The following is a 24,108-nucleotide window of genomic DNA, read 5'->3' as shown; positions in this document are numbered from 1 at the left end:
TGGCCAACTACATCACCCGAGCGCTGCTGGACACCGGAGGATTCAGACCCCTGCTACACCTTCATCTGCGATGAGCCGAAAAAGGAAAGGACTGGCACGCGCGGCTCGGTGGATCCGTCCACGCCCATGCGATCATGGACCGCATCGTATGCAACACCATCTGGATCGACGCCGTCTCCCAGAACATGCGAGAGCACACCGCGATGACCTGGTGGCCTGATGCTGGTGGGGGCCAGTGGCCGCTGCGGCAGCGGCCACTGGCCCCCGAAGGCGCGATCGGGTGGTCCCCAAGATAGCGGATACTCAGCCTGCCTGCAGCTGCACGGCGGCTACGGCTACATCCTGGAGTATTCGGTGGCGCAGGCGCATCTGGCAGTGGGGCTGATGACCATCTTCGGCAGCCCAGAGGTCCTGCGGGAGACGGTGGCCTCCGATCTGCTGGGATGACGACAATTAGTCTTTTCGTGCTCCGCAAAGGAGCGTAGGATAGGGGGCACCTGCCTGCGCACCTCGCTGTGGGGCGCGCCGCCTGTGCTCCCGCCCGAGGAACGGAAATCGCCATGACCACAGCCCCTGCCCAGCCCGCCGACGTCGTCTCCGGGCCGAATCCCGCCGCCGTCCTGCGGGCCGTCCGTGACGTCCGCATCGAAGACCGTGCCGTCCCCGAGCCCGCTCCCCATGAGGTCCTGGTGGAGATCGGTGCGGTGGGGATCTGCGGCTCCGACGTCCACTACTACGAGCACGGCCGCATCGGTGACTTCGTGCTCACCAGCCCGATGATCATCGGCCACGAGTCTGCGGGCCGCGTGGTCGGCGTCGGCGCCGACGTCGACCCTGCCCGCGTCGGCGAACTCGTGGCCCTGGAGCCCGGCATCCCCTGCAAAGCCTGTGAGCAGTGTCGGCACGGCCGCTACAACCTGTGCCCCGACGTGCAGTTCTTCGCGACCCCGCCGGTGGACGGCTCCATCGCGCGGTACGTCACCCTGGACGCCGAATTCGCACACCTCGCCCCGGAGAATCTCGACGCGGAGCAGGCTGCCATGGCCGAGCCGGTGTCTGTGGGCGTGTGGGCGTGCCGCAAGGCCGACGTGAGCGTCGGCGACCGGGTGCTGATCACCGGGGCCGGCCCTGTGGGGCTCTTCGCCGCCCAGGCTGCCCGGGCGTTCGGGGCTCGGAGCGTCACGCTCACCGACCTCAGCGAGCACCGCCTGGCCGTGGCCGACGACCTCGGCTTCCAGACCGTGGCCCCCGGGGCGGAGATTCCGGGGGAGCACGACGTGCTCTTCGAATGCTCCGGTGCGGCCCCGGCATTCGCCGCGGGTGTGCGGGCGCTCGCCCGGGCCGGCCGCGCCGTCGTCATCGGCATGGGGGCCGAGACCCTGCCTCTGGAGGTCTTCGCCCTGCAGGGTCGGGAGCTGACCATCAGCGGGGTGTTCCGCTACGCCAACTGCTACCCGGCCGCCCTGGAGCTGATCTCCCGGGAGGCGGTGGACGTGCGGCCGATCATCACGCACCGCTTCGGTCTCCAGCAGACCGAGGAGGCGCTGACCCTGGCTGGGCGGGATCCGCAGTCACTGAAAGCCGTGGTGCTGCCCGGGAGCTGAGAGTCGCCCGGGGGCTGAGAGCTGCCCGGGGGCTGAGAGCTGATCGAGGGGTCATTTTCCCGCGCATCTCGGCCGGGGTTGCGCGCGTCAGCGCCGGGAGATGTACGGGACTTTGACCCCTCGATGTGCTGGCGCACGCGCGGCTCCCTCAGGGCTCCTCGGACGCCGCCCGCCGCAGCGCGTCCACGGCCCGCTCCCAGGGGATCCGTTCCTGTTCGAGGCGCACGTCGCCGAATTCGCGGAGCGCGCTGAAGAGGTCGCGCTCGACGTCGGTGAGGTGATCCGGAGGGGTCCGCGGCGCGTTCCGGTGGTCCGGGACGGTGAGGTCCAGGTGCGCCGTCAGAGTCGCTCGGTCGGTCAGCACCGAGCGGGTATGCGGGAGTCGGCCACGCACTCGACTCAGGATGCGCAACCCCTCGACATCGAGGTCGCCCCAATAGATCAGGTCGGCGGCATGCAGCCACGGCAGCTGATCCAGCAGGGGCGCGCCGGTGCTGCCCGGATTATGAACAGCGACCACCTGGCCCATGTCAGGCAGTCCCAGCAGGGACTGCAGATTCTCCACGACGATGGCGCGGCGCGGGGCGACCTGCCACCGGGCAAGCTCTTCCACAGGGACGGTGAGGTCCCGAAGTCCGGCAGGGGCCAACGCCGGGTCCAGCACACGGAGCCGCAAGGTCTGAGGCAGGCCGCGGAGGCCGAGGTCCGCCCGGCCTGTCACGGAGGACACCAGGGGCAGCACGAGCCTCCGGTGGGACTCCAACCATTTGCTGTGTACGCCGCGCACCGGGATCTGCCGAGGGAACAGGCCAGCGTCCGGGTTCGCCACCAGCCACGTCAAGACATCCCGGAGCCTGCCGTACTCTTCTTCGTCGAGGGCCGCGACGTCGGCCAGTCGGCGCCGCACCGCATCCCTCGACTCTTCTGCGCCCAGCAGCTCCAGCAGCTCGGCGGCACGATCCCGCGCGGTCGCCCAGTGGACGATGCGCCCCGCGAAGTGGGCGACATCGTCGGGGGTGGGCAGCTCAAGACGCACCGGCACCCGGTTCGCCCCGGCGTTTGCCCAGCGGCGGGCCTCCCAGTGGAGCTGAGCACCTCGGCTGAGCCCATGCTCGGCGGCCCGCCAGTCTCGCACCCAGGCCAGCACCTCGTCGCCGCGCTGCAGCACCACCGCCTCGGTGGGAGGGTGCAGGGGCACCGAAGCTGCGGGCTCCGTCTCCCCGCCGACGGCCCACTGGGAGAACCGACGCCGGTAGCGGTTCTCCATCTTCTCCCGGGTCGCCTCGACCCCGATCACTGTGAAGCCCCTCGGGCAGGGAAGGCGTTCATGTGGTCACGTCGAACAGGGTCTCGGTCGAGGTGTCCGGTGTCGCCGGCGCCCTGCCTGCGTCCTGCGGGTCGATGCCGCCGTCGTGTCGACGAGCCTCCTCCCAGGTGACGGGTGTGGCGTGGGAGTCCTGCCCCTCCTGGCACGTGACCAGCGCCACGCCACCCACGTAGTCCTCCAGCACCTGCAGCATCTTCAAGGGGGTCGCCAGGATCATGTGGAACCCGAACTCGGCGAAGATGTCCAGCGCCATGCGGGTGAACGTGACATCGGACTTGTCGAACGCCTCATCCATGACGATGGAGCCGTAGGTGGGCACCTCTTCGGACTCCCGGGCCAGCTGGTAGCGCAGGGCTGCCGCCAGGCAGAAGACGACCAGCTTCTGCTTCTGCCCGCCGGAGCGGCCCTGCCCGGATTCGTGCCAGTCCACGACGACACCGTCGACATCCCGTTCCAACCCCAGGAACTTCACGTGCCGGCGGGTGTCGAGGCACTGGGTGCGCCAGCTGCGGTCCGCGGCCTCGGAGGAGCCCAGTTGCGTCATCACCCGATGCAGCACTTGGAAGCGTCGCTCGGCCTCCTCCCGGTCGTCCTCGAAAGCCAGCACATCGGCCGTGATGGACTGCAGGTCGTTCAGGAAGTCCTGGGCTACGGCAGGGCGGCTCGGGTCCACCCGGATCTCGAGGTGCCGGCCGGGAGAGAACGGGCTGCGGCGCAGGGAGTCGTTGATGGGGGCCACACGGTTCTTCACCTCCCGGGGTGCGCTGCGGATCCGTTCGGCCAGCAGGCCCACGTTCTGCTGGGACTGCTCACGCAGCATGTCGAAGAACCGCTGTTCGAAGTCCGGGAGGCGATCCGCCCGGAGACGCTCGAGGATCCGAAGATACTCACCGCGACCTCCGACGTCGGCGGTCGCCTCGGAGGCCTCCGCGGGCCATTCCACACGGAAGGAGTAGGCGATCTTCTCGATCTGTGAGGCGGCCTGTCGCAGCGCTTCGGCAGAGTCGCGGCCCCGTCGGCTCAGGGCGTCGGCGACCTTCGCCGACTCAGCATCGATGCTCAGATGGGTGACCCGGCGTTCCGAACGGACCCGGGCGAACTCCTGAGCGAGCTGGTCGGCGATCTCCGGGGAGATCTCCGGCTGAGGCTCCGTGGAGAGCCGGGCCAGCTCCTCATCGATGCCCTCGAGCTGCGCCTGAGCCTGCATATGGGCCTTCAGTGCCGACTGGGAGGCCGCCCGTGCGTCACGGATCTCGCGCTCGGCCCGGTCCAGCCGGTGCTGGGCGGCCTTGAGGTCGCCGTCCTCGGTCAGCAGCGTCGCCTGCTCCTGCTCGGCCTGGCGCAGTTCGCGACGGCGGGCGGCGACGTCCAGTTCGGCCCACTGGAGTCCGCGTACCTCCTCGAGGGCCTCCCGACGTCGCTGGGCTCTGGAGCGCTCCCGTTCGGCGGCGCCCAGGGCGTCCTCCGCCCGGGAGACCTGCTGTTCGACCTCACGCAGGAGGCCGAGATAGTGCTCCACCTTCTGCTCGTTGTCGAAGCCGAGGATCCAGCTGCTCCGGTCGTCCACCGCCCGGCGGTCGTCCTTCTCATAGCTGCGGGCGCCACGTTTGACCTGCCCGGAACGGCTGACTCCGCGGGTGACCCCGGCCAGATCCTCCGGAGCGTCGACACAGGCGTAGTCGAAGCGGGAGGAGAGCTCCGCGTGCAGCCAGGGGGCGAACCGCCCCTCCGCCACCTCCACACGGTGGAGCAGCGACGACGGCGCAGCAGCCGGACGCGGCGGCTCCACCGCGGCGGGCACCACCTGATAGCGGAGGCGCGTGCCCAGGTGGGCGGCGTCGACGGCGGCTCGGACCGCGTCCTCATGGGCGGCAGGGACCAGCATGACGGTGGCCAAGGGGCGCAGCACGCGCTCCAGCGCACCTGTCCACTCGGAGTGCTCCTGCCGGACCTGCATCAGCTCGGCCGCATAGGGCAGAGTGCTCTCCGGCAGGTCGGTGATGCGCAGCACCGTCTCCCGGGCGCGCAGCAGACGGCGGTCGATGTTGGAGCGGCGGCCCCGCATCGCGTGGAGCTCATCCTGCAGCTCCTGCTTCCGGAACACCGCGCGGGACCGTTCCTCGTGGAGCTCGCTGACCCGTTGTGCAGCAGTGTCCTGCGTGGCATCGTCCTCGGCGAGGCTGCGGCCGGCCAGGTCCTGCATGGCGGTCAGCTCCGCATGGCTCTGGGGGCACTGCAGGCCGGCGGCCTCCAGCCGCGTCCGCACCCGCTCCTGACGGAGTTGGGTGTCCCGCAACCGCTCCTGACGGGAAACGATCTTGGCGGCCAACGCCTCCAGCTGGGCGCCGCCGCGGGCATCCAGGGCGCCCTGGGCGCTGCGGCGGCGCTCCTCGGCGGACTCCAGCGCCAAGTCGGCCCGTGCGTGCTCCTCGGCGGCAGCCGCGGCGCCGGCGACGGCGGTATGGCGGGCCTCCTCCAGCAGCTGCACCTTGCGCCGACGGGTGAAGAGCTCGCGGGAGAGGCTCAGCTGTTCGATCTGGGCCAGCTCGGACTCGGCGTCGTCGTAGCGGCGGGACTGCTGCTCCAGCGGCGTGAGGTGCTCGATCTGGCGTCGAGCGGTCACGACCGCATGATGGGCTTCAGAGAGTTCGGCGAACTGCTCCACCGCTCGGTCGGCCAGAGCGAACGTCTCCGGCTCGTCCAACATGAAGCCGCGGAACAGGTCGTCCAGGCTGCCGAGGTTCTTCGCGGACTGGGTCTTGTGCAGCAGCAGCACCGCACGTTCACCCCCGATGCCGAGCTCCCGGGTGAACCGTGCGGCGAACCGGCTGTGCTGCTTGTGGACGAAGGCCTTGGGCATCGCCTGCTTCAGTGCGCGCTCCGAGATGCCGCGGGTCATGAACTGATCGAAGTCGCCCAGCTGCACCTCCTCATGGACGAGCACGTGCAGTTCGGAGAGGTCGGCGGGCCGGGCCGCAGTCCTGCGCGCATGGAAGAGCTTCACCAGGGAGCAGGTCCTGCCCAGACCGTTCCGATAGCGCAACAGGATGCCGCTCCAGGTGGCTCCGGTGCGCAGATAGCGTGTGGTGACCTCCCCGGTGTCCTCGTCAGCGCCGCGCGCATACGCTCCCCGGACGTAGGTGAGCTTGCTGCGGTCCGAGCCGCGGGAGGAGCCGTCAGCGGCCGCGGCGTTGAAGCTGGCCTTCCCTGTGGGAGTCAGCACGGCCGTGATGGCATCGACCACCGACGACTTCCCGGATCCGGACCGGCCGGTCAGCAGGAACCCTCCCCGCGGAACGTGGATCCTGTGCAGGCCGTGGAAGGTGCCCCAGTTGACCAGCTGGAGTTCTTCCAGCCGCCACTGGCCGGGGTGCTGCGTCATGGGGTGTCCTCCGGGTTCTCGTCCGTCAGGTCCTTGTCCGTCAGGTCGTCGGCCGCCGGGTCTGGAGCGGTCGTCCCTTCAGCAGTCGTTCCTTCAGCGGTGTCGCTGTCTTCCTCCAGCGTCTCACCCTCCTCAGACATGCCGCCCTCGGCCATCCGGGCATAGACCGCGCGGAGCTGGCTGATCTCCTCAGGGCCGAAGATCAGGCGCAGCACCGGTGAGACTTCGTAGCGACCTTCGGTGGCCGTCGCTGGGGTCCGCTGCAGGATCCCCAGGTCCCTCATGGTCTTCCAGGAGGACCGGATGCGCTTGGTGAACAGGGCCGCGTCGGTGGACGTGGCCGCTCGGTACCCGGAGAGCTGCTCGAAGATCTCCTCCTGGCCGACGATCACCCGCTGGCCCGCGGGGGCGCTGACCAGCTCTCGCCGCAGATGCAGCAGCATCGCGGTGTCCATCAGCGTCAGCGATCGGGTGCGCACCACCTGGGGCGCGGAGCCGTCGTCGGCCTCCGCATTGCGCACGAACGCGACCCCGCGCTCGGTGTCGATCACCAGCTCGAGGAACAGGTCTGCCAACCTGGAACGCACGGCGTCCGTGTCGGCCAGCAGGGCTCGCCAGTTCTGCGACTGGCGCTCCGCCGAGATGTAGGGCCCGGCGATCAGCGCAGCCAGGGCGCGGCGGGACTCGGCGCGCAGCGTGCCCGTGTCACCGTCCCACAGCTGTGTCGCCGGCGGAGCGTTCTGTTCGGTCTCGGTCATCGCAGGGGCTCCTTGAACAGGTGGACGGGCAGCACGGCGGCGCGAGCAGCCGCCACGGAGTCGGCAGGCTCCCAGCGGACCTCTTCATGCCGGTCAGGGACCATCACGGCGTGCCGTTCAGCGAGGTCGAGGAGGCCGACGACTGAGGCCACGCCCTGGCTGGCGGGCCGGTGGGAGAATACCTCAGCGATGGTGCAGGGGCCGTGGTCCCGCAGCACGGCGTTGACGGCGTCGATCAGCTCGGCTGTGTCGATCTCGGACTCCCGGACGCTGCGTCGCAGCTCCGCCACGTCCACCGGAGGAGCCTCGGACTCGACGACCTCCTCCGTGACGGCCGCATCCTGCGGGTCGTGCAGAGTCAGCGCGGAGACGGAAGACACCGGGACGCGTGTCAGGTTCAGCACGAAGCCGATCTCGCGGAACGGGCGGCAGCCCTGCTCGAAGAGCGTGTGCGCCTCCGAGGTGGCCGCACGCAGCAGCTGGTTGACCTGTCGTTCCTCGGCCAGCTCTTCCGACTGGACGAAACGCCGCAGGCTGCGGGACAGCGAGGTCATCACCTGATGGATCTCGCTGGAGGAGTCCTGCATGGCGGGCAGCAGCCGACGCAGCTGCGTGCGCTGCTCCGGAGTCAGACTTCGCGCGAACGGACGCTCCAGCAGCGCGTCGATGTCGTCGTCCAGCGCCGAGGTGCGTTCCGGGTCGAGCACGAGGGCGTAGAACGCCGCGAAGGAGCGGCCGGCCTCGGACTCCTGCAGCAGGTCCACACCCCGGAAGATGTCGTCCAGGACGGAGCCGCGGGACTGCGGTTCGTCGATGAGCTGCCTGCGCAGGCGGGAGTTCAGTGCTTCCAGCGAGGCCCGCAGGCGGGCGAAGTCCTCCGGGAGCTCCGCGGCCAGGGCGAGGACGTCGCCGGCCTGTTCTGCGGCGCGATCCGTCTCCAGGATCTCGACATCCCCGGACGCGAGGCGAGAGATCTCCTCATCCAGTCGGTCGCGCTCGGCGCGGAGCATCTCGATGCGCCGGCTCACATCCGGATCGGTCTCGATGCTGAGCTGACGGATGCGCTCCACGATGGTGGTCAGCCGCGACTCGGTGACGGAGCTGCGCGGCTCGGAGAGCTCCTGGACGAAGCGGATGGCCGCGAGTGCGCCGTCCGAGAGGGAGTAGAGCTCCTCCCGGGACTCAGTGGGCCGCCGGATGAGGAATCCGGCCTCCAGCCACGCCTTGCAGTACTGCAGGGCGGTCTGCGGCAGGTCGAAGCCGTGGGCGCGGAGTTCGTCGAGATCGGCCTCGACCGCGTCGATCAGGACGGCGGACGGTATCTCCCGGCGCGGGTCAGCGAGGTGGGCCCCGAGCACGGTGACGGCCACCGGGGCGTTCGCCGCGCGCAGCAGTGCCCAGGCGGTGCTGTGGTCGGCGAGGCGCCGTGTGGTCAGGGCGGCCCGGAGTGCAGTCATCTGTTCCATGGTAGGGCGGGCCGCCGACGTCGGGCGCCCGGGGCTCCGGTGAGGGGTCATTTTCCCGCGCATCTCGGCCGGGGTTGCGCGCGTCAGCGCCGGGAGATGTACGGGACTTTGACTCCTGGATCAGGGGGTTTGGGGCTCAGCGCAGCCGCAGGCCCCGGTGGCGGTTCAGCGCGGCGTGCAGCTCATGGCGTCGTGGCCGGGCCATGGCCCCGGGGTGCCCCTGATGCGGAGACAGAGCGTCCAGGCCCTGGGCGTCCATCCGGCGCAGCAGCTCCTCCACGATCTCGGCCATCGTGCGGCGCCCGTCCGCGAGCTCGGCGGCCCGGTCCAGCGCATGGGCCAGGGCCGCCGTCTGCAGGGGGTCCACCAGTTGGGAGACCGCGGAGAGGTCGACGTCGTCACCACCCTGCTGGATCACCGCACGCCCCCGTGCCCGGGCGGGCTTGGGGCGGCGTCCCCGCCCCGTCGCATCTCCCCGGCCCCTCGCGCGCCCGCCGCCACCGGTGTCATCGTCCCGCGGGGAGCCGGGTTCGGGGATCCGCGGGGCAGACCCGGAGAACAGGGCGTCGCCGGCCGCCTCAGGAGCTTCTCCTGACGGTTCCTCGGCCAGCGCCTGTGCCTGCTCGGTCACGTCGGCCGGCACATAGGAGTCGACGGCGATCACGTGGTCGGCGACGTCGAAGAACGCCCCGGAGCCGCCGGCCACCAGGATCGTGGAGACCCCGCGCTCAGCGTGCAGCGGTCGGATGCGCTCCACGAACGGGGTGATCGGCTCGCGCGCAGCCGGGATGAGCCGGCGCATGCGCTCGTCCCGGATCATGAAGTTCGTCGCCGAGGTGTCCTCGTCGATGAGCAGGACGTCGGCCTGCGCCTGGACCGCCTCCACCAGGGACGCCGCCTGGGAGGTGGAGCCGGATGCGTTGGTGGTGGAGAACCGGCGGGTGTCGGTGCCGGACGGCAGCTCACCGATGAACGGGGAGATGTCCACCCCGGTCACCGCGCGGCCGTCCTCGGCGCGGATCGCGACGGCGTCGGGCCGGGTGATCACCCACTCGCGCCCGTCCCCGCCCACATGCGGATGGACGCCGCGCTCGATCGCCCGCAGCAGGGTGGACTTCCCGTGATACCCGCCGCCGATGATCACCGTGATCCCTTCGGGGACGCCCATGCCGGTGATCCGGCCCCCGCTGGGCAGATCGAAGCTCACGCGCAGGGACTCCGGAGAGCGGAACGGCGTGACCGCCGAGCCCTCCAGAGGCAGGTCCGAGTCCCCGGAACGGCGCGGCAGCACGGCCCCGTCGGCCACGAAGGCCACCAGCCCGGCCCCGGAGAGCTCGTCGCGCAGGTGCTGCTGGTCCCGGTGCAGGGTCACGTGACGCCGCAGCGCGACGGCGTCGAGTGCGGAGTGGCGCATCGTGGAGGCCACGATCTGCGGCAGCGTCTCGGTGAGCAGCCGGGCGGCCGCGCGCCCGCGGATCCGACGTCCCGCGGCGGGCAGCGCCACATGCAGCCGGGCCTCGACCGTGTGTTCGCCGATCACCACGCTGGTGCGTTCCAGCACCTGCTGGCCGGGCCGACCGATGCTGATCGACCCGTCCCCAGGGGCTGAGGAGGAGAGCCGGCGCGCCGCGTCGGCCAGCTGGCGGGTGAGGAAGTCCGCGGCGGCGGTGCGGCCGCGGGCGTCGTCGACCAGGTCATCCGGCAGAGCCGCGTCGGCGCGGTCCACCTGCACGCGCAGCAACGACGGCGGCGCGTACGGGTCCACCTGGACATGGTCGACGATCAGCCGGACCCGGGTCCCGCCGTCGACGGTCGCGAGCTCGTGCTCGCCGCGCAGCTGCTTGTAGCCGGCGTAGCCGCGCCCGTCGAGAGCGGTCAGCGTGCGTTCCAGGGCGCTGCGGTCGGGCACCGTGGCTCCTTTCGCGGGTGGGTGATCCGAGGTCGGGTCATTCCGGGGAGGCGCTGAGATGGCGCCAGGTGCGCACCAGCTGGCTGAACTCGGTGACCTGGACCAGCACATGGGAGCGAGCCGCATCCTCGGCGACCTCGGCCTGACCGGCGCGGACGGCGTCGGCGATGGCCCGGTGCTCGGCCAGGGACCGGCGCATCCGGTCCGGGACCCGCAGCTGCAGGCGCCGGTAGGGCTGCAGGGCGCGCTTGAGCGCGTGGGCCTGCTGGCGCAGGTACTCGTTGCCGCAGGAATCGTAGAGGATGCCGTGGAATCGGGCGTTGGCGTAGTAGTAGCCGTCGGCGTCGCCGGCGATGGCGTGGTCCTCGCAGTCGCAGACGGCCCGTTCGAGCTCCTCCAACGCGTCGGCCTCGATGCGCCGGGCGGAGAGGCGGGCGGCCATGCCCTCCAGCTCCGCCATGACTTCGAAGCGCTCGGCCAGCTCGGAGATGCTCAGCTCGGTCACATAGGTGCCCTGCTTGGGGCGGATCTGCACCAATCCGGAGCGTTCCAGAGCCTGCAGCGCCTCCCGCACCGGGGTCCGGGAACAGCCGAACTCCTGCTCCAGCTGCGCCGGGTCCAGGCGTTCGCCGGGGCGGTGCCGTCCGTCGACGATCGCGTTCTCCAGGGCGTCCCGCACGCGCTGGGACTCTGGGATCCGAGCCATGGCCACCTCCGAGGTTCAGGGTATCCGACCGGCCAGCCTGTGGCGCAGGTCACGTTCATGCTCTATAGTCCCTGTTATATACATCACGGCGTGTGATGTACAACGTCGACTCGTCGAGGGAGGATCGCCATGGGACGTCAGGACGGATGGCTGCTCGCGGACCTGTTCCGCGCCCTGCGTCGCCGGGGCGGGGAGGGCGCGGCGACGCAGGAGCCGGAGGCCGCCCCGCTGGACCAGCTCCTGGCCGCCTGCGAGGTCCTGATGAGCGACGTCGGGGAGGCCTCGCTGCGGGCGGTGGCCGCCCGGGCGCTGCAGGCCTACGCTCAGCTGGATGACGCTGGCCGCCTGGCCTTCTTCACCCACATGTTGCAGGACCACGGGGCTGATGACGACGCCGTCCGCGCCGCCTATCAGGCCTGGGAGCAGGCCGACGGGCAGCGGCGGGATGCCGCACTGACCCGTCTGTTCGACGTCGTCGAGCCGGCCCGTCAGCAGCTGCTGCGGCGCATGAACCACGCTCCGGATGCGACCGCCGCGCTGGTGGCCATGCGGGCGGACCTGCGCAGGCTGTTGCCGGAGCATCCTGAGCTGCGGCCGGTGGACCACGACTTCCGGCACCTGCTGGTCTCCTGGTTCAATCGAGGCTTCCTGCGCATGGAGGAGATCACCTGGGATTCTCCCAAGGAGCTCCACCAGCACCTGCTGCGGTTCGAGAAGGTCCACCCCATGGAGGGCCGTGCGGACCTGCGTCGGCGGCTGCAGCCGAAGGATCGCCGGTGCTTCGCGTTCTTCCACCCCGCCACCGGAGAGGTGCCGCTGATCTTCGTGGAGGTGGCGCTCGTGGAGGGCGTCCCGCGCCACATGGGGCCGCTGCTGGAGCCCGGTCCCGCGCTGAACCCCGCCCAGGCCGACACCGCCGCCCTGTACTCCATCAACAACTCCCTCGAGGGGCTGGCCGGCATCTCCTTCGGCAGCTTCCTGATCAAGCAGGTCATCGACGAGGTCAGCCGCCAGCTGCCCCATCTGCGGCGCTTCGTCACGCTGTCTCCCATCCCGGGCTTCCGCGGCTGGCTGGAGTCCCAGGACGATCCGGAGCTGCTCCACCTGGCCATCGAGCTGGCTGCACATGATCCCCGTGCTGCGGACCCTGACGCTGAGAGTGCCGGCGCGCCCGCCCTGCGTGAGCGGCTGCTGCCCGTCCTGGCCCGTTACATCACCGCCGAGCGGCGCGGGGATGGTCGGCCGCTGGACCCGGTGGCCCGGTTCCACCTGGGCAACGGGGCCGCCGCCTGGCAGCTGCACTGGCCGGCCCACAGCTCGCCGGCGGCGCGCGCCCAGTCCTACGGGGCGATGATCACCTACCGCTATGAGCCCGAGCAGCTCGAGCGACGCCACGAGGACTTCGTGCGGCGGCGCGAGGTCGCCGTCGACGGCCCGCTGGCCGAGCTCATTCCTGACCGACCCGACACTCCGAGAGGATCCGCCCCCATGGCCGACGACTTCACCCCGATCCACCGTTCCTTCGAGGCTCAAGCGGCCCGCCAGCCCGAGAAGGTGCTCTTCCACCTGCCCGACGGCGGCACCCTGACGTATGCGGAGACCGAGCACACGATGCGGCGGATCGCCGCCCGGCTGCTGGCCGACGGCGTCCAGCCCGGGGACCGGGTCGCCGCGCAGGTGCAGAAGTCGCCGGAGGCGCTGGCGCTCTACCTGGCCACCCTGCGGGTCGGCGGAGTCTTCCTGCCGCTGAACACCGCCTACACCGGCACGGAGATGGACTACTTCATCGGCGACGCCGAGCCGCGCGTGCTCGTCTGCTCCCCGGAGCGGGAGCAGGAGCACGCCGCCCGGGGCGGGGATCAGCTCATCGTGGAGACGCTCGGCACCGCAGGCGACGGCACGCTGCTGACCTCCGAGACCACCGTGGAGGAGTCCTATGCCGCCGCCGCGGACACCCCGGCGTCGATCCTCTACACCTCCGGCACCACCGGACGGTCCAAGGGGGCGGTGCTGACCCATGGGAACCTGGCCTCCAACTGCCGGGCCCTGCTGGAGGCCTGGCAGTACACGGACCAGGACCGGCTCATCCACGCGCTGCCGATCTTCCACATCCACGGGCTCTTCGTCGCCGCCAACATGACCCTGGTGGCAGGAGCCTCCTTCCACTGGCTGCCGTCCTTCGACGCCGAGGCCATCCTGGACCTGATGCCCACCTCCACCGTGCTGATGGGGGTGCCCACCTTCTACACCCGCCTGCTCGCCTCCGAGCGGCTGACCCCGGAGACCTGCGCCTCCATGCGACTCTTCGTCTCCGGCTCCGCCCCGCTGCTGGCCAGCGACCACGAGGCCTTCGAGGCCGCCACCGGGCACGCCATCCTCGAGCGCTACGGCATGACCGAGACCGGCATGAACACCACCAACCCCTACGACGGCGCCCGCAAGCCCGGCACCGTGGGGAAGCCCTTCCCCGGGGTGCAGATCCGGGTGACCGACCGGGAGAGCGGCGCCGAGCTGCCCGACGGCGAGGTCGGCCTGGTGGAGGTCAAGGGCCCCAACGTGTTCGCCGGCTACTGGCGCATGCCGGAGAAGACGGCCGCCGAATTCCGCTCCGACGGATTCTTCATCACCGGGGACCTCGGCCGGATCGACGAGGACGGCTACCTGTGCATCGTCGGCCGTGACAAGGACCTGGTCATCTCCGGGGGCTACAACGTCTATCCCAAGGAGATCGAGGAGCGCATCGACGCCCTGGACGGCGTGGCCGAGTCCGCCGTGATCGGCGTGCCGCACCCGGACTTCGGGGAGACCGTGGTGGCCGTCGTCGTGCCGCAGGCCGGAGCCGCCCTGGAGCCGGAGCAGATCCTGGCCGGGATCCGCGAGGACCTCGCCCGGTTCAAGCAGCCCCGAGCCGTGAAGATCGTCGAGGCGCTGCCGCGCAACGTCATGGGCAAGGTCCAGAAGGCCGAGCTGCGGAAGCAGTACGCGGACCTCTTCGTCCCCGCCTGATCGGGACGACAGGGGCCGCCCGGGTGCAGAAGCAGCACCGGACAGAAGCAGCACCGGACAGAAGCAGCACTGAACCGCAGGACAGGAGAACATCATGGTGCTCTACGGAGTGGCCGCACTCGCGCTGTGCATGCTGGTCGGCATGCTCGTCGGCGAGGTGCTCGGCGTCGTCGTCGGCGTCGAGGCGAACGTCGGCGGAGTCGGCTTCGCGATGATCATGCTCGTGCTGGTGACCGACAAGCTCCGGCGGATGGGGAAGTTCCCGCCCGCCTCGGAGCAGGGGGTGATGTTCTGGTCCGCCATGTACATCCCCATCGTCATCGCGATGGCCTCCACGCAGAACGTGGTCGAGGCCCTGGCGGGCGGCCCCATGGCCATCCTCGCCGGTCTCGGCGCGCTCGCGGCCGGGGCGGCCCTGGTGCCGGTGCTCGCGCGGGTAGGGGAGAAGGCGGAGCCGCTGCCCCCGCTCACCGAGGCCGAGAAGCAGGAGGTCTGAGGTGGATCTGCTCGTCTCCGTCTTCGAACGCAACGACCTCCTGGTGGCCTTCGTGGTCATCGGCGGGCTCATGATGGTCTCCGGCTGGCTGTCCAAGACCCTGACCCGCGGCCGCCTGCAGGGCAGTGCGATCGCCATCATGCTGGGGCTGGTGCTGGCCTACTGGGGCGGCTCCGTCACCGGCGGGGAGGCCGGGATGGCCGACATCGCCATCTTCAGCGGGCTCGGGCTGATGGGTGGGGCGATGCTGCGCGACTTCGCCATCGTCTCCACCGCCTACGGGGTGGACCTTCAGGAGATCAAGCGCGCCGGGCTGGCCGGGGCGCTCTCCATCATCCTGGGCGTGCTCGTCTCGTTCGCGGTCGGGGCCGCCGTCGCCGCGGCCTTCGGCTACACCGATCCGGAGTCCATGGCCACCATCGGCTCCGGGGCGGCCACCTACATCGTCGGCCCGGTGACCGGCACCGCCGTGGGGGCCAGCTCGGACGTCATCGCGCTCTCCGTGGCCGCCGGGCTGGTCAAGGCCGTGGTGGTCATGGTCGGCACTCCGCTGATCGCCCCGTTCATCGGGCTCAACAACCCCAAGTCCGCGATGGCCTACGGCGGCCTGATGGGCACCACCTCTGGGGTGGCCGGGGGACTGGCCGCCACCGACAAGCGGCTGGTGCCCTACGGAGCGATGACCGCCACTTTCTACACCGGCATGGGGTGCCTGCTCGGGCCCTCGGTGCTGTACGTGGCGCTGCGGGCGATCGCCGGCTGAGCCAGCCGGGAGGGCCACCACATCCGCCGGCCCAGCTCCAGGCCGAGCGCCGGCACCAGCAGAGTCCGCACGACGAACGTGTCGATGAGTACGCCGAGGGCGACCAGGAAGGCCAGCTGCACCATGAACATCAGCGGCAGCACGGCCAGGGCGGCGAAGGTCGCCGCGAGCACCAGCCCGGCCGAGGTGATCACCCCGCCGGTGACGACCAGGGCATGCAGCAGACCCTCCCGAGGGTCGCCGCGCAGGGTCTCCTCCCGGGCCCGGGTCATCAGGAAGATGGTGTAGTCCACGCCGAGGGCCACCAGGAACATGAAGCCGAACAGCGGGACCGTGGGGTCCGCGCCGGGGAAGCCGAGGACGTGGTTGAACACCAGCGCGGAGACTCCCAGCGCGGTCAGATAGGACAGGACGGTGGCGACCACCAGGATCACCGGCGCCACCACGGAGCGCAGCAGCACCATGAGGATGATCAGGATCGCGACCAGCACGATCGGGATGATCACCATCAGGTCCCGCTGAGCCGTGGTGGTGGTGTCCAGCTGAGTGGCGGTGGTGCCGCCCACCAAAGCCTCCCCCTCCAGGGCGTCCAGCTGGTCGCGCAGTGCGACGACGGCGGACTCGGCCTCCGAGGAGTCGGCGGCTGAGTCCAGGGTCGCAGAGATCTCCACCTGCCCGTCCACCTGGCGGGCCTGCGTGAGATCCCCGGCGGGAGCGCCGTCGGCGTCCACCAGGTGCGCCTCGGCCACTCCCTCGACGCCGGCGACCAGCTCGAGGGCCTGATCGGCCTCCACCGCCGGGACGAAGATCTCCGTGGGGGCACCGGTGCCCGCGTCGAAGTGCTTCTCCAGCATGGTCTGGCCGGCCTTGGTGTCCGTCTCGCCCAGCACCACCTCGGACTGGTCGATGCCGTCGGCGCGCAGCTGGGTCACGCCGGCCGCGCCCACCAGGAGCACCAGGGTGACGACCACCCAGATCGGACGGGGGTGGGCTCCGACCCACGAGGCCGTCCGGGCCCACAGGCCGCGGGAGGGGGTTCGGTCGGCGTCGTCGGTGCTGTGCCTGGTGGGGGAGTCGGTGGCGTGCGGGACGCGCGGCCAGAAGACGCGCCGGCCGGTCAGCGCCAGCAGTGCGGGCAGGAAGCTCAGCGTGGCGAGCATGGCGAAGACGATGCCCGCCGCGGCCACCGGGCCGAGTGCACGGTTGGAGTTCAGGTCCGAGACGAGCAGGCACATCAGCGCGACGGCCACCGTGCCTCCGGAGGCCAGAATCGGTGGAGTGGAGCGCTTCAGCGCGGTCCACAGGGCGGCGTGCCGGTCGGCCGCCCGCAGCAGCTCCTCCCGGTAGCGGGCCACCAGCAGCAGCGAGTAGTCCGTGGCCGCACCGATCACCAGGATCGACAGGATCCCCTGCACCTGGCCGTTGAGCTGGATCCACTCCAGCCGAGCCATCAGGTAGACCACGGTGATCGCCGTGCACAGCGCGCCCACCGAGGAGAGCAGCACCAGCAGCGGGAGGAACGGCGAGCGGTAGACCACGATCAGGATCAGGAACACCGCGACCACCGCCACCAGCAGGAGCATCCCATCGATGCCGGCGAAGGCCTCGGAGAGATCGGTGGACAGCGCCGCCGGCCCCGTGACATGGGCTGACCACGCCGCCTCGTCCAGCTCCCCGGCGACGGTGGCGCGCAGCGCGTCCACCGCGCCGTCGTCGACAGCGCCCTCGGCCAGCAGTACGATCAGCTGCACTGCGCCGGAGTCCTCGGCAGGCACCGGCCCGATCACGTCGGTCACCCCGTCCAACCCCTCGAGGGTGGACGCCAGCTCAGCGGCCTCGCCCATCGCGGTCTCGTCCAGCGAACCGGAGGTGCCGCCGTCGTGCTCTGCGATGACCGTGGCCGGCACAGCATCGGAGTCGGCGAACTGCTCCCGGAGCTCACCGGCTCGGGTGGACTCGGCATCGGCCGGGAGGAAGGTGGCCTGGTCATCGGTGGTGACCTCGGAGATCGCCCCGAACGTGGGGCCGCCGGCGCCGGTCCACGCCAGCCAGGCCAGGACGAGGACCACCGGCAGGAGCAGCCGTCGACCCCAGCGGGAACGGTGGGAGAGGCGAGAGGGATCGGCGGCGTGCAGCATCGAAGGCCCTGTTCTGTGTGGGGAAGGTCGGGATGGAGAGGGAAGAGGGGTCAGTTCATGACCGCGATGGAGAGGTTCAGCGTGGACGCGTAGAGGATCCACGCCAGATACGGCAGCAGTAGCATGGAGGCCAGGCCGCGCACGCGGCGGAAGGCCAGGATGGTCGCCACGACGGCGGCGATCATGGCCACGATGACGGCGAAGGCCAGCCACAGCGCGGCGGAGCCCCAGAGCGGGTATGCGCCGAAGAAGATCGGAGTCCACAGGCCGTTGAGCACCAGCTGGACTGCGAAGAGGCCCAGGGCGCGGGAGCGTCCGGGCGAGGTGCGTTCCCGCCACACCAGCCAGGCTGCGAGTCCCATCATCAGGTAGAGCACCGTCCACACGGGTCCGAAGACCCAGTTCGGCGGGTTCCATGGGGCGACGTCGGCCTGGGCGTACCAGCCGTCGATCTGCTCGGAGGTCAGGGCGCTGCCCAGGAACCCCACTCCCACCGGGATGGCGAGGAGCACCAGCAGCGCGAGGAGCTGGCCGGCCAGGCCTGGCCGGCGTGAGGTGGCGTCCGCGGAGTATGTCGTCATGAGTCCTCCTGGGGTGAGGCTGTGGTGGGTTCGGGCAGCGGGGCGACCATCGAGTCCGCCAGTGCGGTGAGGAACTCAGCGATGAGCTGGAGCTCCTCGTCGTTGCGAGCGTCGATGACCTCTCGCATGGCGGCCAGTCGTGCGCCGAAGTGGTGCTGGAAGGAGCGGCGAGCCAGGTCGGTGAGCTCCACGACACGCGAGCGCCGGTCACGGGGGTGGGGGCGCCGCCGCGCGTGGCCGGCGTCCACCAGCCGATCGACCAGCACGGTGGCCGAGGCCGTGGAGATCTGCAGGTGGCGGGCGATGTCCTGAGGCGTGACCGGCTGCCCCTGACGCTCGCGGATCACCAGCATCCGCAGGGCGGCCACGTCTGACGGGTTCATCTCCAGGGGGCCCTTGAGGGTGTTGTGCATGCGGTCCATGGAGTCGCTGAGCACCTGCACCGCCTCCAGGGTGTGCAGGACCTCGGGTCGCGCCCGGCCGTGTCCGGCGGAGTCCTTCGGTTGGTCTCTCACGCATCCATTTGACTAGATAATCTAGCTAATCGTCAAGCGCGGAGTGGGCGAAACGCCGGTGAAACATGCTCCGCACACACTGGTGCCATGCACATCCGCACTGATGACCCGCATACGCCTGACGTTCAGGGGCTGATCCTCGAGCATCTGCAGGAGATGCACGCGACCTCACCTCAGGAGAGCGTGCACGCCCTCGGCCTGGACCAGCTGCGCGCCGACGGCGTCACCCTGTGGACCGTCCGTCAGGACGACGGCGAGCTGCTGGGCTGCGGGGCGCTCAAGCGGCTGGACTCCCGGCATGGTGAGATCAAGGCGATGCGCACCGCCGTCGTCGCCCGCGGGCGGGGAGTGGCCGGTGCGCTGCTGGAGCACCTGATCGGCCACGCCCGCGGCCACGGGCTCCGGCGGCTGAGCCTGGAGACCGGCACGCAGGGGCACTTCGCCCCCGCGCGCCGGCTCTACGCCCGGCATGGCTTCACCGAGTGCCCGCCCTTCGGCGAGTACACCGAGGATCCGCACAGCGTGTTCATGACGCTGCCGCTGTGAGTTGGCTCAGGGCCATGGAGGTGCTCAGGACCTCGCGTGGGCGCGCGCCTGGTGCTCCAGCGGGACGGTCCACCGCTCGCCCGGGCTGAGCTGCTTGCGCTTGCCCTCCACATTGAGGTCGATCGGCTCCGCCGATCCCTCGGAGAGCTTCAGCGTCACGTTCTGGTGGTCCATGTGCACCAGGATCGGCTGGTTGCGGTACCGCATGCGGAACGTGGCCTCCGGCAGCTCGTCCGGCAGCAGCGGGTGCAGCCACAGCGCATCGGCGCGGGTCTCGACCCCTGCGTAGCAACGGATCACCATGTCCACGGTGCCGGCCATCGCGCCGAGGTGGATGCCTTCCCGGGTGGTGCCGCCCTGGGTGTCGGCGAGGTCGGCCTCCAACGCCTCCTTGAACAGGTTCCAGGAGCCGGAGCGGTCGAAGCGCGCGGCCACCCAGCCGTGCACCAGGCGGGAGAGCGTGGAGCCGTGCGAGGAGCGGGCCAGGTAGTACTCGATGGTCTTCCCGAAGTCCTCGATCGGCACCTCGTAGCCCATGTGCCGCATGGTGTCGATGAGCTCCTCGGAGGAGAACAGGTAGCACAGCATCAGCACGTCGGCCTGCTTGGAGAGCTTGTACCGGTTGGTGGCGTCACCCTCGGCCTGCAGGATCAGATCCAGACGTCCGATGTTGCCGTACTTCGCCTTGTAGCCCTCCCAGCCGAACTCCAGCAGGTCCTCGTAGCCGTCGAACTGGCTGATGACCCCGTCGGCATGGAAGTGCACGCGCAGCCGCCGGGAGATGTGCTCCCAGTGGTCCAGTTCGTCCTCGAAGATGTCCAGCCACTCGGAGAGCGGGTCGTCCCGGGAGTCCAGCTCGCGGACCAGCCGTGCGGTGTGCCGCAGCATCCAAGAGGTCAGCACATTGGTGTAGGCGTTGTTCCGCAGACCGGATCCGGGGGTGTCCGGGTAGCCGTCGTGGTACTCGTCGGGGCCCATCACACCCTCGATGTCGTACCGGTCGGCCTCGGTGTCGTACTGGGTCAGGGAGACGAAGAAGCGGCTGATCTCCACCAGCATCTCCGCGCCGTAGTCCGCCAGGAACGTGTAGTCCTGCGTGGTCTCGAAGTACTGCAGCACCGAGTACGCGATGGCCAGGGAGACGTGCCGCTGGCGGTGCGAGTTGTCCGGCATCCACGCCTGGGACCGCGGGTTCCACAGCTCGGTAGGGGTCTCCTCGCGGCCGTCGGAGCCGGCCTGCCAAGGGAACATGGCGCCGGCGTGCCCCTCGGCGCGGGCCATGGCGCGGGCTTCGCCGAGGCGCCGATACCGGTACATCAGCAGTCCGCGGGTCAGCTCCGGACGCCGCAGGGTGAGCATCGGGTAGACGAACATCTCGTCCCAGAACAGATGCCCCCGGTAGCCCTCGCCGTGCAGGCCGCGGGCGCCGACTCCGGCGTCGAGGTCGCGGCGGGCGCCGAAGGCGGTCTGCAGGACGTGGAAGGTGTGCAGGTTCAGCGCCATCTGCTGGCGGGAGGAGCGGGAGCCGATGGAGACGGCGAAGCGGTGCCACAGCACGCCCCACATCTCCTCGTGGTAGGTCAGCATGGTGCGGAAGCAGGAGGCCCGCTGGACCCGCTTGACCGCGGAGTGCCACACGGTGGAGATCGCGTGGTCGTGGGAGTTCGCCACCGAGGCGATCTTCTCCAGGGTCACCGGCGTGCCGGCCTCGAGGTTGATGGAGATGTCATGCCCGGCCACGAACTCGCCCTCCGAGACGGGGCGGCGCATCGGGTTGGTGTTCCCGGTGGAGGTCACCGAGGTGCGGGTGGCGACGGCGACCCGCACCTGGGACTGGTTCGTCATGGTCTCCAGCAGGACGGTCTCGCCGTCGATCTCCCGGGAGTCCACGGCGTCGAGGTGGTGTCCGGCGAGCTCCCGGTCTGCGGCGACGTTGCGGTTGGCGACGCGCCCGTCGATCATCGAGCGGACGGTGACGTTGCCGGACCAGTTCTCTGCCTCGATCTCCATCTCCAGGGCGGCCAGCTGGACCCCGGCCATGGACTGGAACTGGCGGGTGGTGAGGCGGGTGCGGCGGCCGTGCAGGTCCTGGAAGCGGGTCACCCGGGTGAGCAGCCCGCGGCGCATGTCCAGCTCCTGGCGGTAGTCGATGAGCTCGGGGGAGCCGGGCAGCAGCGGGTTCCCCGCCTCGGGGGTCACCTGCAGGTAGGTCCAGTCCGGGATGTTGACCATGTGCTCGGTCTCGACCGTCTTGCCCATGATGTCGGTCTTGAGCCGGTTGAACACTCCGGCGATGTAGGTGCCGGGGTAGTGGGTGGCGTCGGCGGAGGTGCCGGGGACGGCGCCACGGGTGCCCCAGTAGCCGTTGGCCAGGGCGCACAGGGCCTCCCGGGTGGGCTCCTCCTTGGGGTCGTACTCGTCATAGGCGAGCACCCAGTCCGGGTCGAAGGGCTTGGTGGTGCGTGTCGCCAGGTTCATCACGGACAGGTCCGTGACGACGACGTCGGCGCCGGCCTCCTTCAGGCGCCGCGGGTCCTCGCCGCGGTTGAGCCCGACGACCATCCCGTAGTTCCCGCGGTGTCCGGCCTGCACGCCGGAGGCGGCGTCCTCGATGACGATGGAGTCCTGGGCCTCCACACGCAGCAGCGTGGAGGCGTGCAGGAACATGGCCGGGTTCGGCTTGCCCGGCAGGTTCATCTCCAGGGCGTCGGTGCCGTCGACGATGGCGGTGAAGGCATCGAGCAGCCCGGCCACCTTGAGCACGTCGCGGCCGTTGCGGGAGGAGGTGACCAGGGCGGTGGGGATGCCGTCCTCGCGGAGCTGGTGGATCAGCTCCACGGTGGTGGGGAAGACGTCGACGCCGTCGCGGGCCAGCACCGCCTCGAAGAAGCCCTGCTTGCGGGCGGCCAGGCCGTGGATGGTGAGCTGGTCTGCGGCGTCGCCCGGCTCACCCTCGGGGACGAACACGCTGCGAGCCTGCAGGAAGGTCCGCACCCCGTCCTCGCGCGGGCGGCCGTCGACGAAGTTCAGGTAGTCCTCGTCGGTGAACTCGGGCTGCGGCTCCCCGGTGATCTCCTCCAGGGCGGTGTCGAAGAGCTCCTTCCACGCCGCGGCATGGACGCCGGCGGTGTCGGTGACCACCCCGTCCATGTCGAACAGGACGGCGCGGAAGTGCCGCAGGGCGTGACGCTTGGCCTCGGCGGAGTGCCGGAAGGGGTTCTCGAACGGGTGCATGGATACCTCACGGGGACTGTGGGCGATCAGGGCAGGGTGATCAGGTCGGCGTTCAGGACGGGGAGCCGGACCGGGGGTCCGGCGGGGTCGTGATGCGGAGCTGAGGTCTTCCTCATGCCGTACCGTCGGCAGGTGCCCATCACGGGGCCTGGTGCCTCGGCGGCGTCTCATCGGACGCCGGGCTGGCCTTGGGCTCGAACCCCATCGTAGGCAGTTTCGGCGCCGGGCCACAGGGTCAGCAGGATATCGGCCCATGAGCGTCCGGTCACATCGACGCCCTGGCGTGTTGTCGGGGCGTGCTGCCCGGGGTGTTGCCGGGTGCAGGATGCCGGGTGGTTCCGCCCGGGTCTCTCGTGCCGTCCCTGCCGTGCGGGCGCCGGTGGTGCTAGCGTCAGGGACATGTCGCGGCGCAGCACGATCGAACTGACCTTCCAAGAGGTCAAGGGCACCTCCAAGGAGACGACGGTGGCCGGCGGCGTCGTCGTGGACTGGATCGACAAGACCGCCTATGCGTGTGCGGCGTCGTGGACCCGCACCGCGTGCGTGACCTCCTATGTGGGCAATATGCACTTCACCACGCCGGTGCCGCGGGACACGCCTGTCACCGTGCAGGCGCGGGTGGTCCACACCGGGCGCACCTCCGTGCACATCCAGACCCGGGTGCTGGTGCAGCACCCGGAGCAGGGCTGGCTGGTGTGCACCGAGTGCTACATGATCTACGTGGCCGTGGGCGACGACGGCGAGGCGGTCACCGTGGCGCCCTTCGAGCCGAGCTCCGATCTGGAGCTGCGGCGCAGCGTGGACGCCACCCAGCGGATGGTCTACCGCCGACAGGTGGAGGAGACCATCAGCTCCATGCCCGAGGACATGGGCACCTCCGAGGCGCTGACCCTGCGGTTCCTGGCCGACACGGATGAGAAGTACCCGGACGGCAAGATCCGCGGCGGTGCGGTCATGAAGTGGATGGACCGGGCCGCCGAGATCTGCGCCGAGCGGTACTCGGGCTATGACGTGGCCGCGGTGCTCACCGGGGGCGTGCGGTTCTACCGGCCCATCACCACCGGGGACCTGGTGGAGGTGGACGCCCGGCTGGTGCTCACCGGCTCCAAGTCCATGCACGTGCTGGTGAGAGTCCGGGCCGGGGCGCGCTGGGAGAAGCATCCGGAGGTGGTCGCCTACGGCCTGCCGGTGATGGTCGCACCCGACGGCGCTGGCTCTGCCCGGCACATCACCCCCTGGCAGCCGATCAGCGACGAGGACCACGCCATCGCGGAGAAGGCCCGTCGGTTGCGGGACCTGCGCAATGCGACGCTGCTGTCCCCGAGCCCGCTCATCAGCTCCGGCTGAGGGCCGCTGGAGGCAGAGGGGCTAGACGAGGCAGAGGAGACTGGTGATGCGGCAGACCAGGAGCCAGCGGCGGTGGGGCGCCGTCCAGGGTGCCATCGCCGGGGTGGCTGTCCTGCTGCTGGGCCTCGCCCTCGTCTCCGGTGACGTTCACGTCGGGTCGGTGACGGTGGAGCGCAGCGTGCCGGTCGGCGTCGTGGTCCTGCTCTGCGGAGCGGCCTACGGAGTGGGCTCCGCCCTGACGTGGAGGCGTGCCCGACCAGGCCGGACGGAGGATCTGGCCGACTCTGGACGCCCTCGGTAGGATCACTGTCCTCGCAGCGTGAGGCGCCT

General features: G+C 70.3%; 18 protein-coding genes and 1 pseudogene. 9 read left to right on the top strand and 10 right to left on the bottom strand.

The window, feature by feature from the left end; genetic code table 11:
- Positions 1 to 86: 86 nt before the first annotated feature.
- From SD455_RS02325 to SD455_RS02315, 3 genes and pseudogenes are all read left to right on the top strand, one after another.
- Positions 87 to 203, top strand: a pseudogene (locus tag SD455_RS02325) (ATP-binding protein); the annotation flags it as partial.
- Positions 204 to 219: 16 nt separating this feature from the next.
- Positions 220 to 447, top strand: coding sequence for an acyl-CoA dehydrogenase family protein (locus SD455_RS02320; protein WP_445507119.1), 228 nt, complete (start codon positions 220 to 222; stop codon positions 445 to 447).
- A gap of 113 nt (positions 448 to 560) precedes the next feature.
- Entirely contained in the window at positions 561 to 1,604 is a 1,044-nt protein-coding gene (locus SD455_RS02315) for an NAD(P)-dependent alcohol dehydrogenase (protein ID WP_445507118.1), read from the top strand.
- A 148-nt stretch (positions 1,605 to 1,752) separates the two neighbouring features.
- Here the strand turns inward: SD455_RS02315 and SD455_RS02310 are convergent, their stop codons facing one another.
- The 6 genes from SD455_RS02310 to SD455_RS02285 all read right to left on the bottom strand — a co-directional run bounded on the left by SD455_RS02310 (position 1,753) and on the right by SD455_RS02285 (position 11,152).
- Entirely contained in the window at positions 1,753 to 2,901 is a 1,149-nt protein-coding gene (locus tag SD455_RS02310) for a Wadjet anti-phage system protein JetD domain-containing protein (protein ID WP_445507117.1), read from the bottom strand.
- Positions 2,902 to 2,929: 28 nt separating this feature from the next.
- Positions 2,930 to 6,313 (bottom strand): ATP-binding protein, encoded by a 3,384-nt coding sequence (locus SD455_RS02305; protein ID WP_445507116.1) that lies wholly within the window; start codon positions 6,311 to 6,313, stop codon positions 2,930 to 2,932.
- The gene (locus SD455_RS02300; RefSeq protein WP_445507115.1) at positions 6,310 to 7,071 is read right to left on the bottom strand and encodes a DUF4194 domain-containing protein; all 762 of its coding nucleotides are present in this window, start codon (positions 7,069 to 7,071) and stop codon (positions 6,310 to 6,312) included. Before SD455_RS02300 ends, SD455_RS02305 begins: the two co-directional genes overlap by 4 nt.
- A complete protein-coding gene (locus SD455_RS02295; protein ID WP_070159074.1) occupies positions 7,068 to 8,528 on the bottom strand; it encodes a DUF3375 domain-containing protein in 1,461 nt (486 codons plus the stop codon). The genes SD455_RS02300 and SD455_RS02295 overlap by 4 nt, the downstream gene beginning before the upstream one ends.
- Before the next feature lie 145 nt (positions 8,529 to 8,673).
- Positions 8,674 to 10,446: an ABC-ATPase domain-containing protein gene (locus SD455_RS02290; RefSeq protein WP_445507114.1), complete on the bottom strand. Its 1,773-nt coding sequence runs from the start codon at positions 10,444 to 10,446 to the stop codon at positions 8,674 to 8,676.
- Positions 10,447 to 10,483: 37 nt separating this feature from the next.
- On the bottom strand, positions 10,484 to 11,152 hold the full coding sequence (locus SD455_RS02285) for a GntR family transcriptional regulator (RefSeq protein ID WP_070159632.1): 669 nt from the start codon (positions 11,150 to 11,152) through the stop codon (positions 10,484 to 10,486).
- Between the two features lie 129 nt (positions 11,153 to 11,281).
- Between SD455_RS02285 and SD455_RS02280 the strand changes: the two genes are divergently transcribed.
- The 3 genes from SD455_RS02280 (at position 11,282) to madM (ending at position 15,417) form a co-directional block, all read left to right on the top strand.
- Positions 11,282 to 14,158 (top strand): AMP-binding protein, encoded by a 2,877-nt coding sequence (locus tag SD455_RS02280; RefSeq protein ID WP_445507113.1) that lies wholly within the window; start codon positions 11,282 to 11,284, stop codon positions 14,156 to 14,158.
- Positions 14,159 to 14,252: 94 nt separating this feature from the next.
- Positions 14,253 to 14,654 carry a malonate transporter subunit MadL gene (gene madL / locus SD455_RS02275; protein ID WP_083277439.1) on the top strand — a complete coding sequence of 134 codons (402 nt, stop codon included), beginning with the start codon at positions 14,253 to 14,255 and terminating at the stop codon, positions 14,652 to 14,654.
- A gap of 1 nt (position 14,655) precedes the next feature.
- On the top strand, positions 14,656 to 15,417 hold the full coding sequence (gene madM / locus SD455_RS02270) for a malonate transporter subunit MadM (protein WP_070159611.1): 762 nt from the start codon (positions 14,656 to 14,658) through the stop codon (positions 15,415 to 15,417).
- Here the strand turns inward: madM and SD455_RS02265 are convergent.
- From SD455_RS02265 to SD455_RS02255, 3 genes are read right to left on the bottom strand one after another with little or no spacing between them, the layout of a single operon-like run.
- On the bottom strand, positions 15,348 to 17,555 hold the full coding sequence (locus tag SD455_RS02265; RefSeq protein WP_445507112.1) for an MMPL family transporter: 2,208 nt from the start codon (positions 17,553 to 17,555) through the stop codon (positions 15,348 to 15,350). The two genes, madM and SD455_RS02265, sit on opposite strands and share 70 nt — an antisense overlap.
- A 50-nt stretch (positions 17,556 to 17,605) precedes the next feature.
- Positions 17,606 to 18,136 carry a TspO/MBR family protein gene (locus SD455_RS02260; RefSeq protein WP_445507111.1) on the bottom strand — a complete coding sequence of 177 codons (531 nt, stop codon included), beginning with the start codon at positions 18,134 to 18,136 and terminating at the stop codon, positions 17,606 to 17,608.
- Positions 18,133 to 18,651, bottom strand: coding sequence for a MarR family winged helix-turn-helix transcriptional regulator (locus tag SD455_RS02255; RefSeq protein ID WP_445507110.1), 519 nt, complete (start codon positions 18,649 to 18,651; stop codon positions 18,133 to 18,135). The genes SD455_RS02260 and SD455_RS02255 overlap by 4 nt, the downstream gene beginning before the upstream one ends.
- 87 nt (positions 18,652 to 18,738) lie before the next feature.
- Between SD455_RS02255 and SD455_RS02250 the strand changes: the two genes are divergently transcribed.
- Positions 18,739 to 19,197 (top strand): GNAT family N-acetyltransferase, encoded by a 459-nt coding sequence (locus SD455_RS02250; protein ID WP_311025060.1) that lies wholly within the window; start codon positions 18,739 to 18,741, stop codon positions 19,195 to 19,197.
- A 24-nt stretch (positions 19,198 to 19,221) separates the two neighbouring features.
- Here SD455_RS02250 and SD455_RS02245 read toward each other — a convergent pair whose 3' ends face one another.
- Complete coding sequence (locus SD455_RS02245) at positions 19,222 to 22,431, bottom strand: beta-phosphoglucomutase family hydrolase (RefSeq protein WP_445507109.1); 3,210 nt, start codon at positions 22,429 to 22,431, stop codon at positions 19,222 to 19,224.
- Between the two features lie 399 nt (positions 22,432 to 22,830).
- Between SD455_RS02245 and SD455_RS02240 the strand changes: the two genes are divergently transcribed.
- Entirely contained in the window at positions 22,831 to 23,778 is a 948-nt protein-coding gene (locus tag SD455_RS02240; RefSeq protein WP_070159605.1) for an acyl-CoA thioesterase, read from the top strand.
- Positions 23,779 to 23,824: 46 nt separating this feature from the next.
- On the top strand, positions 23,825 to 24,079 hold the full coding sequence (locus SD455_RS02235; RefSeq protein ID WP_085437720.1) for a hypothetical protein: 255 nt from the start codon (positions 23,825 to 23,827) through the stop codon (positions 24,077 to 24,079).
- Positions 24,080 to 24,108 lie beyond the last annotated feature (29 nt).

This window comes from Nesterenkonia sp. K-15-9-6 (assembly GCF_052656005.1).
This window is presented reverse-complemented; position numbering and strand designations above follow the sequence as displayed.

What these genes read in the sequence shown, in the direction of transcription:
- SD455_RS02285 (WP_070159632.1), bottom strand. Translation starts at nt 11,152, where the DNA reads ATGGCTCGGATCCCAGAGTCCCAGCGCGTGCGGGACGCCCTGGAGAAC.
- SD455_RS02250 (WP_311025060.1), top strand. Translation starts at nt 18,739, where the DNA reads ATGCACATCCGCACTGATGACCCGCATACGCCTGACGTTCAGGGGCTG.
- SD455_RS02245 (WP_445507109.1), bottom strand. Translation starts at nt 22,431, where the DNA reads ATGCACCCGTTCGAGAACCCCTTCCGGCACTCCGCCGAGGCCAAGCGT.
- SD455_RS02315 (WP_445507118.1), top strand. Translation starts at nt 561, where the DNA reads ATGACCACAGCCCCTGCCCAGCCCGCCGACGTCGTCTCCGGGCCGAAT.
- SD455_RS02320 (WP_445507119.1), top strand. Translation starts at nt 220, where the DNA reads ATGCTGGTGGGGGCCAGTGGCCGCTGCGGCAGCGGCCACTGGCCCCCG.
- SD455_RS02240 (WP_070159605.1), top strand. Translation starts at nt 22,831, where the DNA reads ATGTCGCGGCGCAGCACGATCGAACTGACCTTCCAAGAGGTCAAGGGC.
- SD455_RS02280 (WP_445507113.1), top strand. Translation starts at nt 11,282, where the DNA reads ATGGGACGTCAGGACGGATGGCTGCTCGCGGACCTGTTCCGCGCCCTG.
- SD455_RS02265 (WP_445507112.1), bottom strand. Translation starts at nt 17,555, where the DNA reads ATGCTGCACGCCGCCGATCCCTCTCGCCTCTCCCACCGTTCCCGCTGG.
- SD455_RS02305 (WP_445507116.1), bottom strand. Translation starts at nt 6,313, where the DNA reads ATGACGCAGCACCCCGGCCAGTGGCGGCTGGAAGAACTCCAGCTGGTC.
- SD455_RS02295 (WP_070159074.1), bottom strand. Translation starts at nt 8,528, where the DNA reads ATGACTGCACTCCGGGCCGCCCTGACCACACGGCGCCTCGCCGACCAC.
- madL (WP_083277439.1), top strand. Translation starts at nt 14,253, where the DNA reads ATGGTGCTCTACGGAGTGGCCGCACTCGCGCTGTGCATGCTGGTCGGC.
- SD455_RS02235 (WP_085437720.1), top strand. Translation starts at nt 23,825, where the DNA reads ATGCGGCAGACCAGGAGCCAGCGGCGGTGGGGCGCCGTCCAGGGTGCC.
- SD455_RS02300 (WP_445507115.1), bottom strand. Translation starts at nt 7,071, where the DNA reads ATGACCGAGACCGAACAGAACGCTCCGCCGGCGACACAGCTGTGGGAC.
- SD455_RS02260 (WP_445507111.1), bottom strand. Translation starts at nt 18,136, where the DNA reads ATGACGACATACTCCGCGGACGCCACCTCACGCCGGCCAGGCCTGGCC.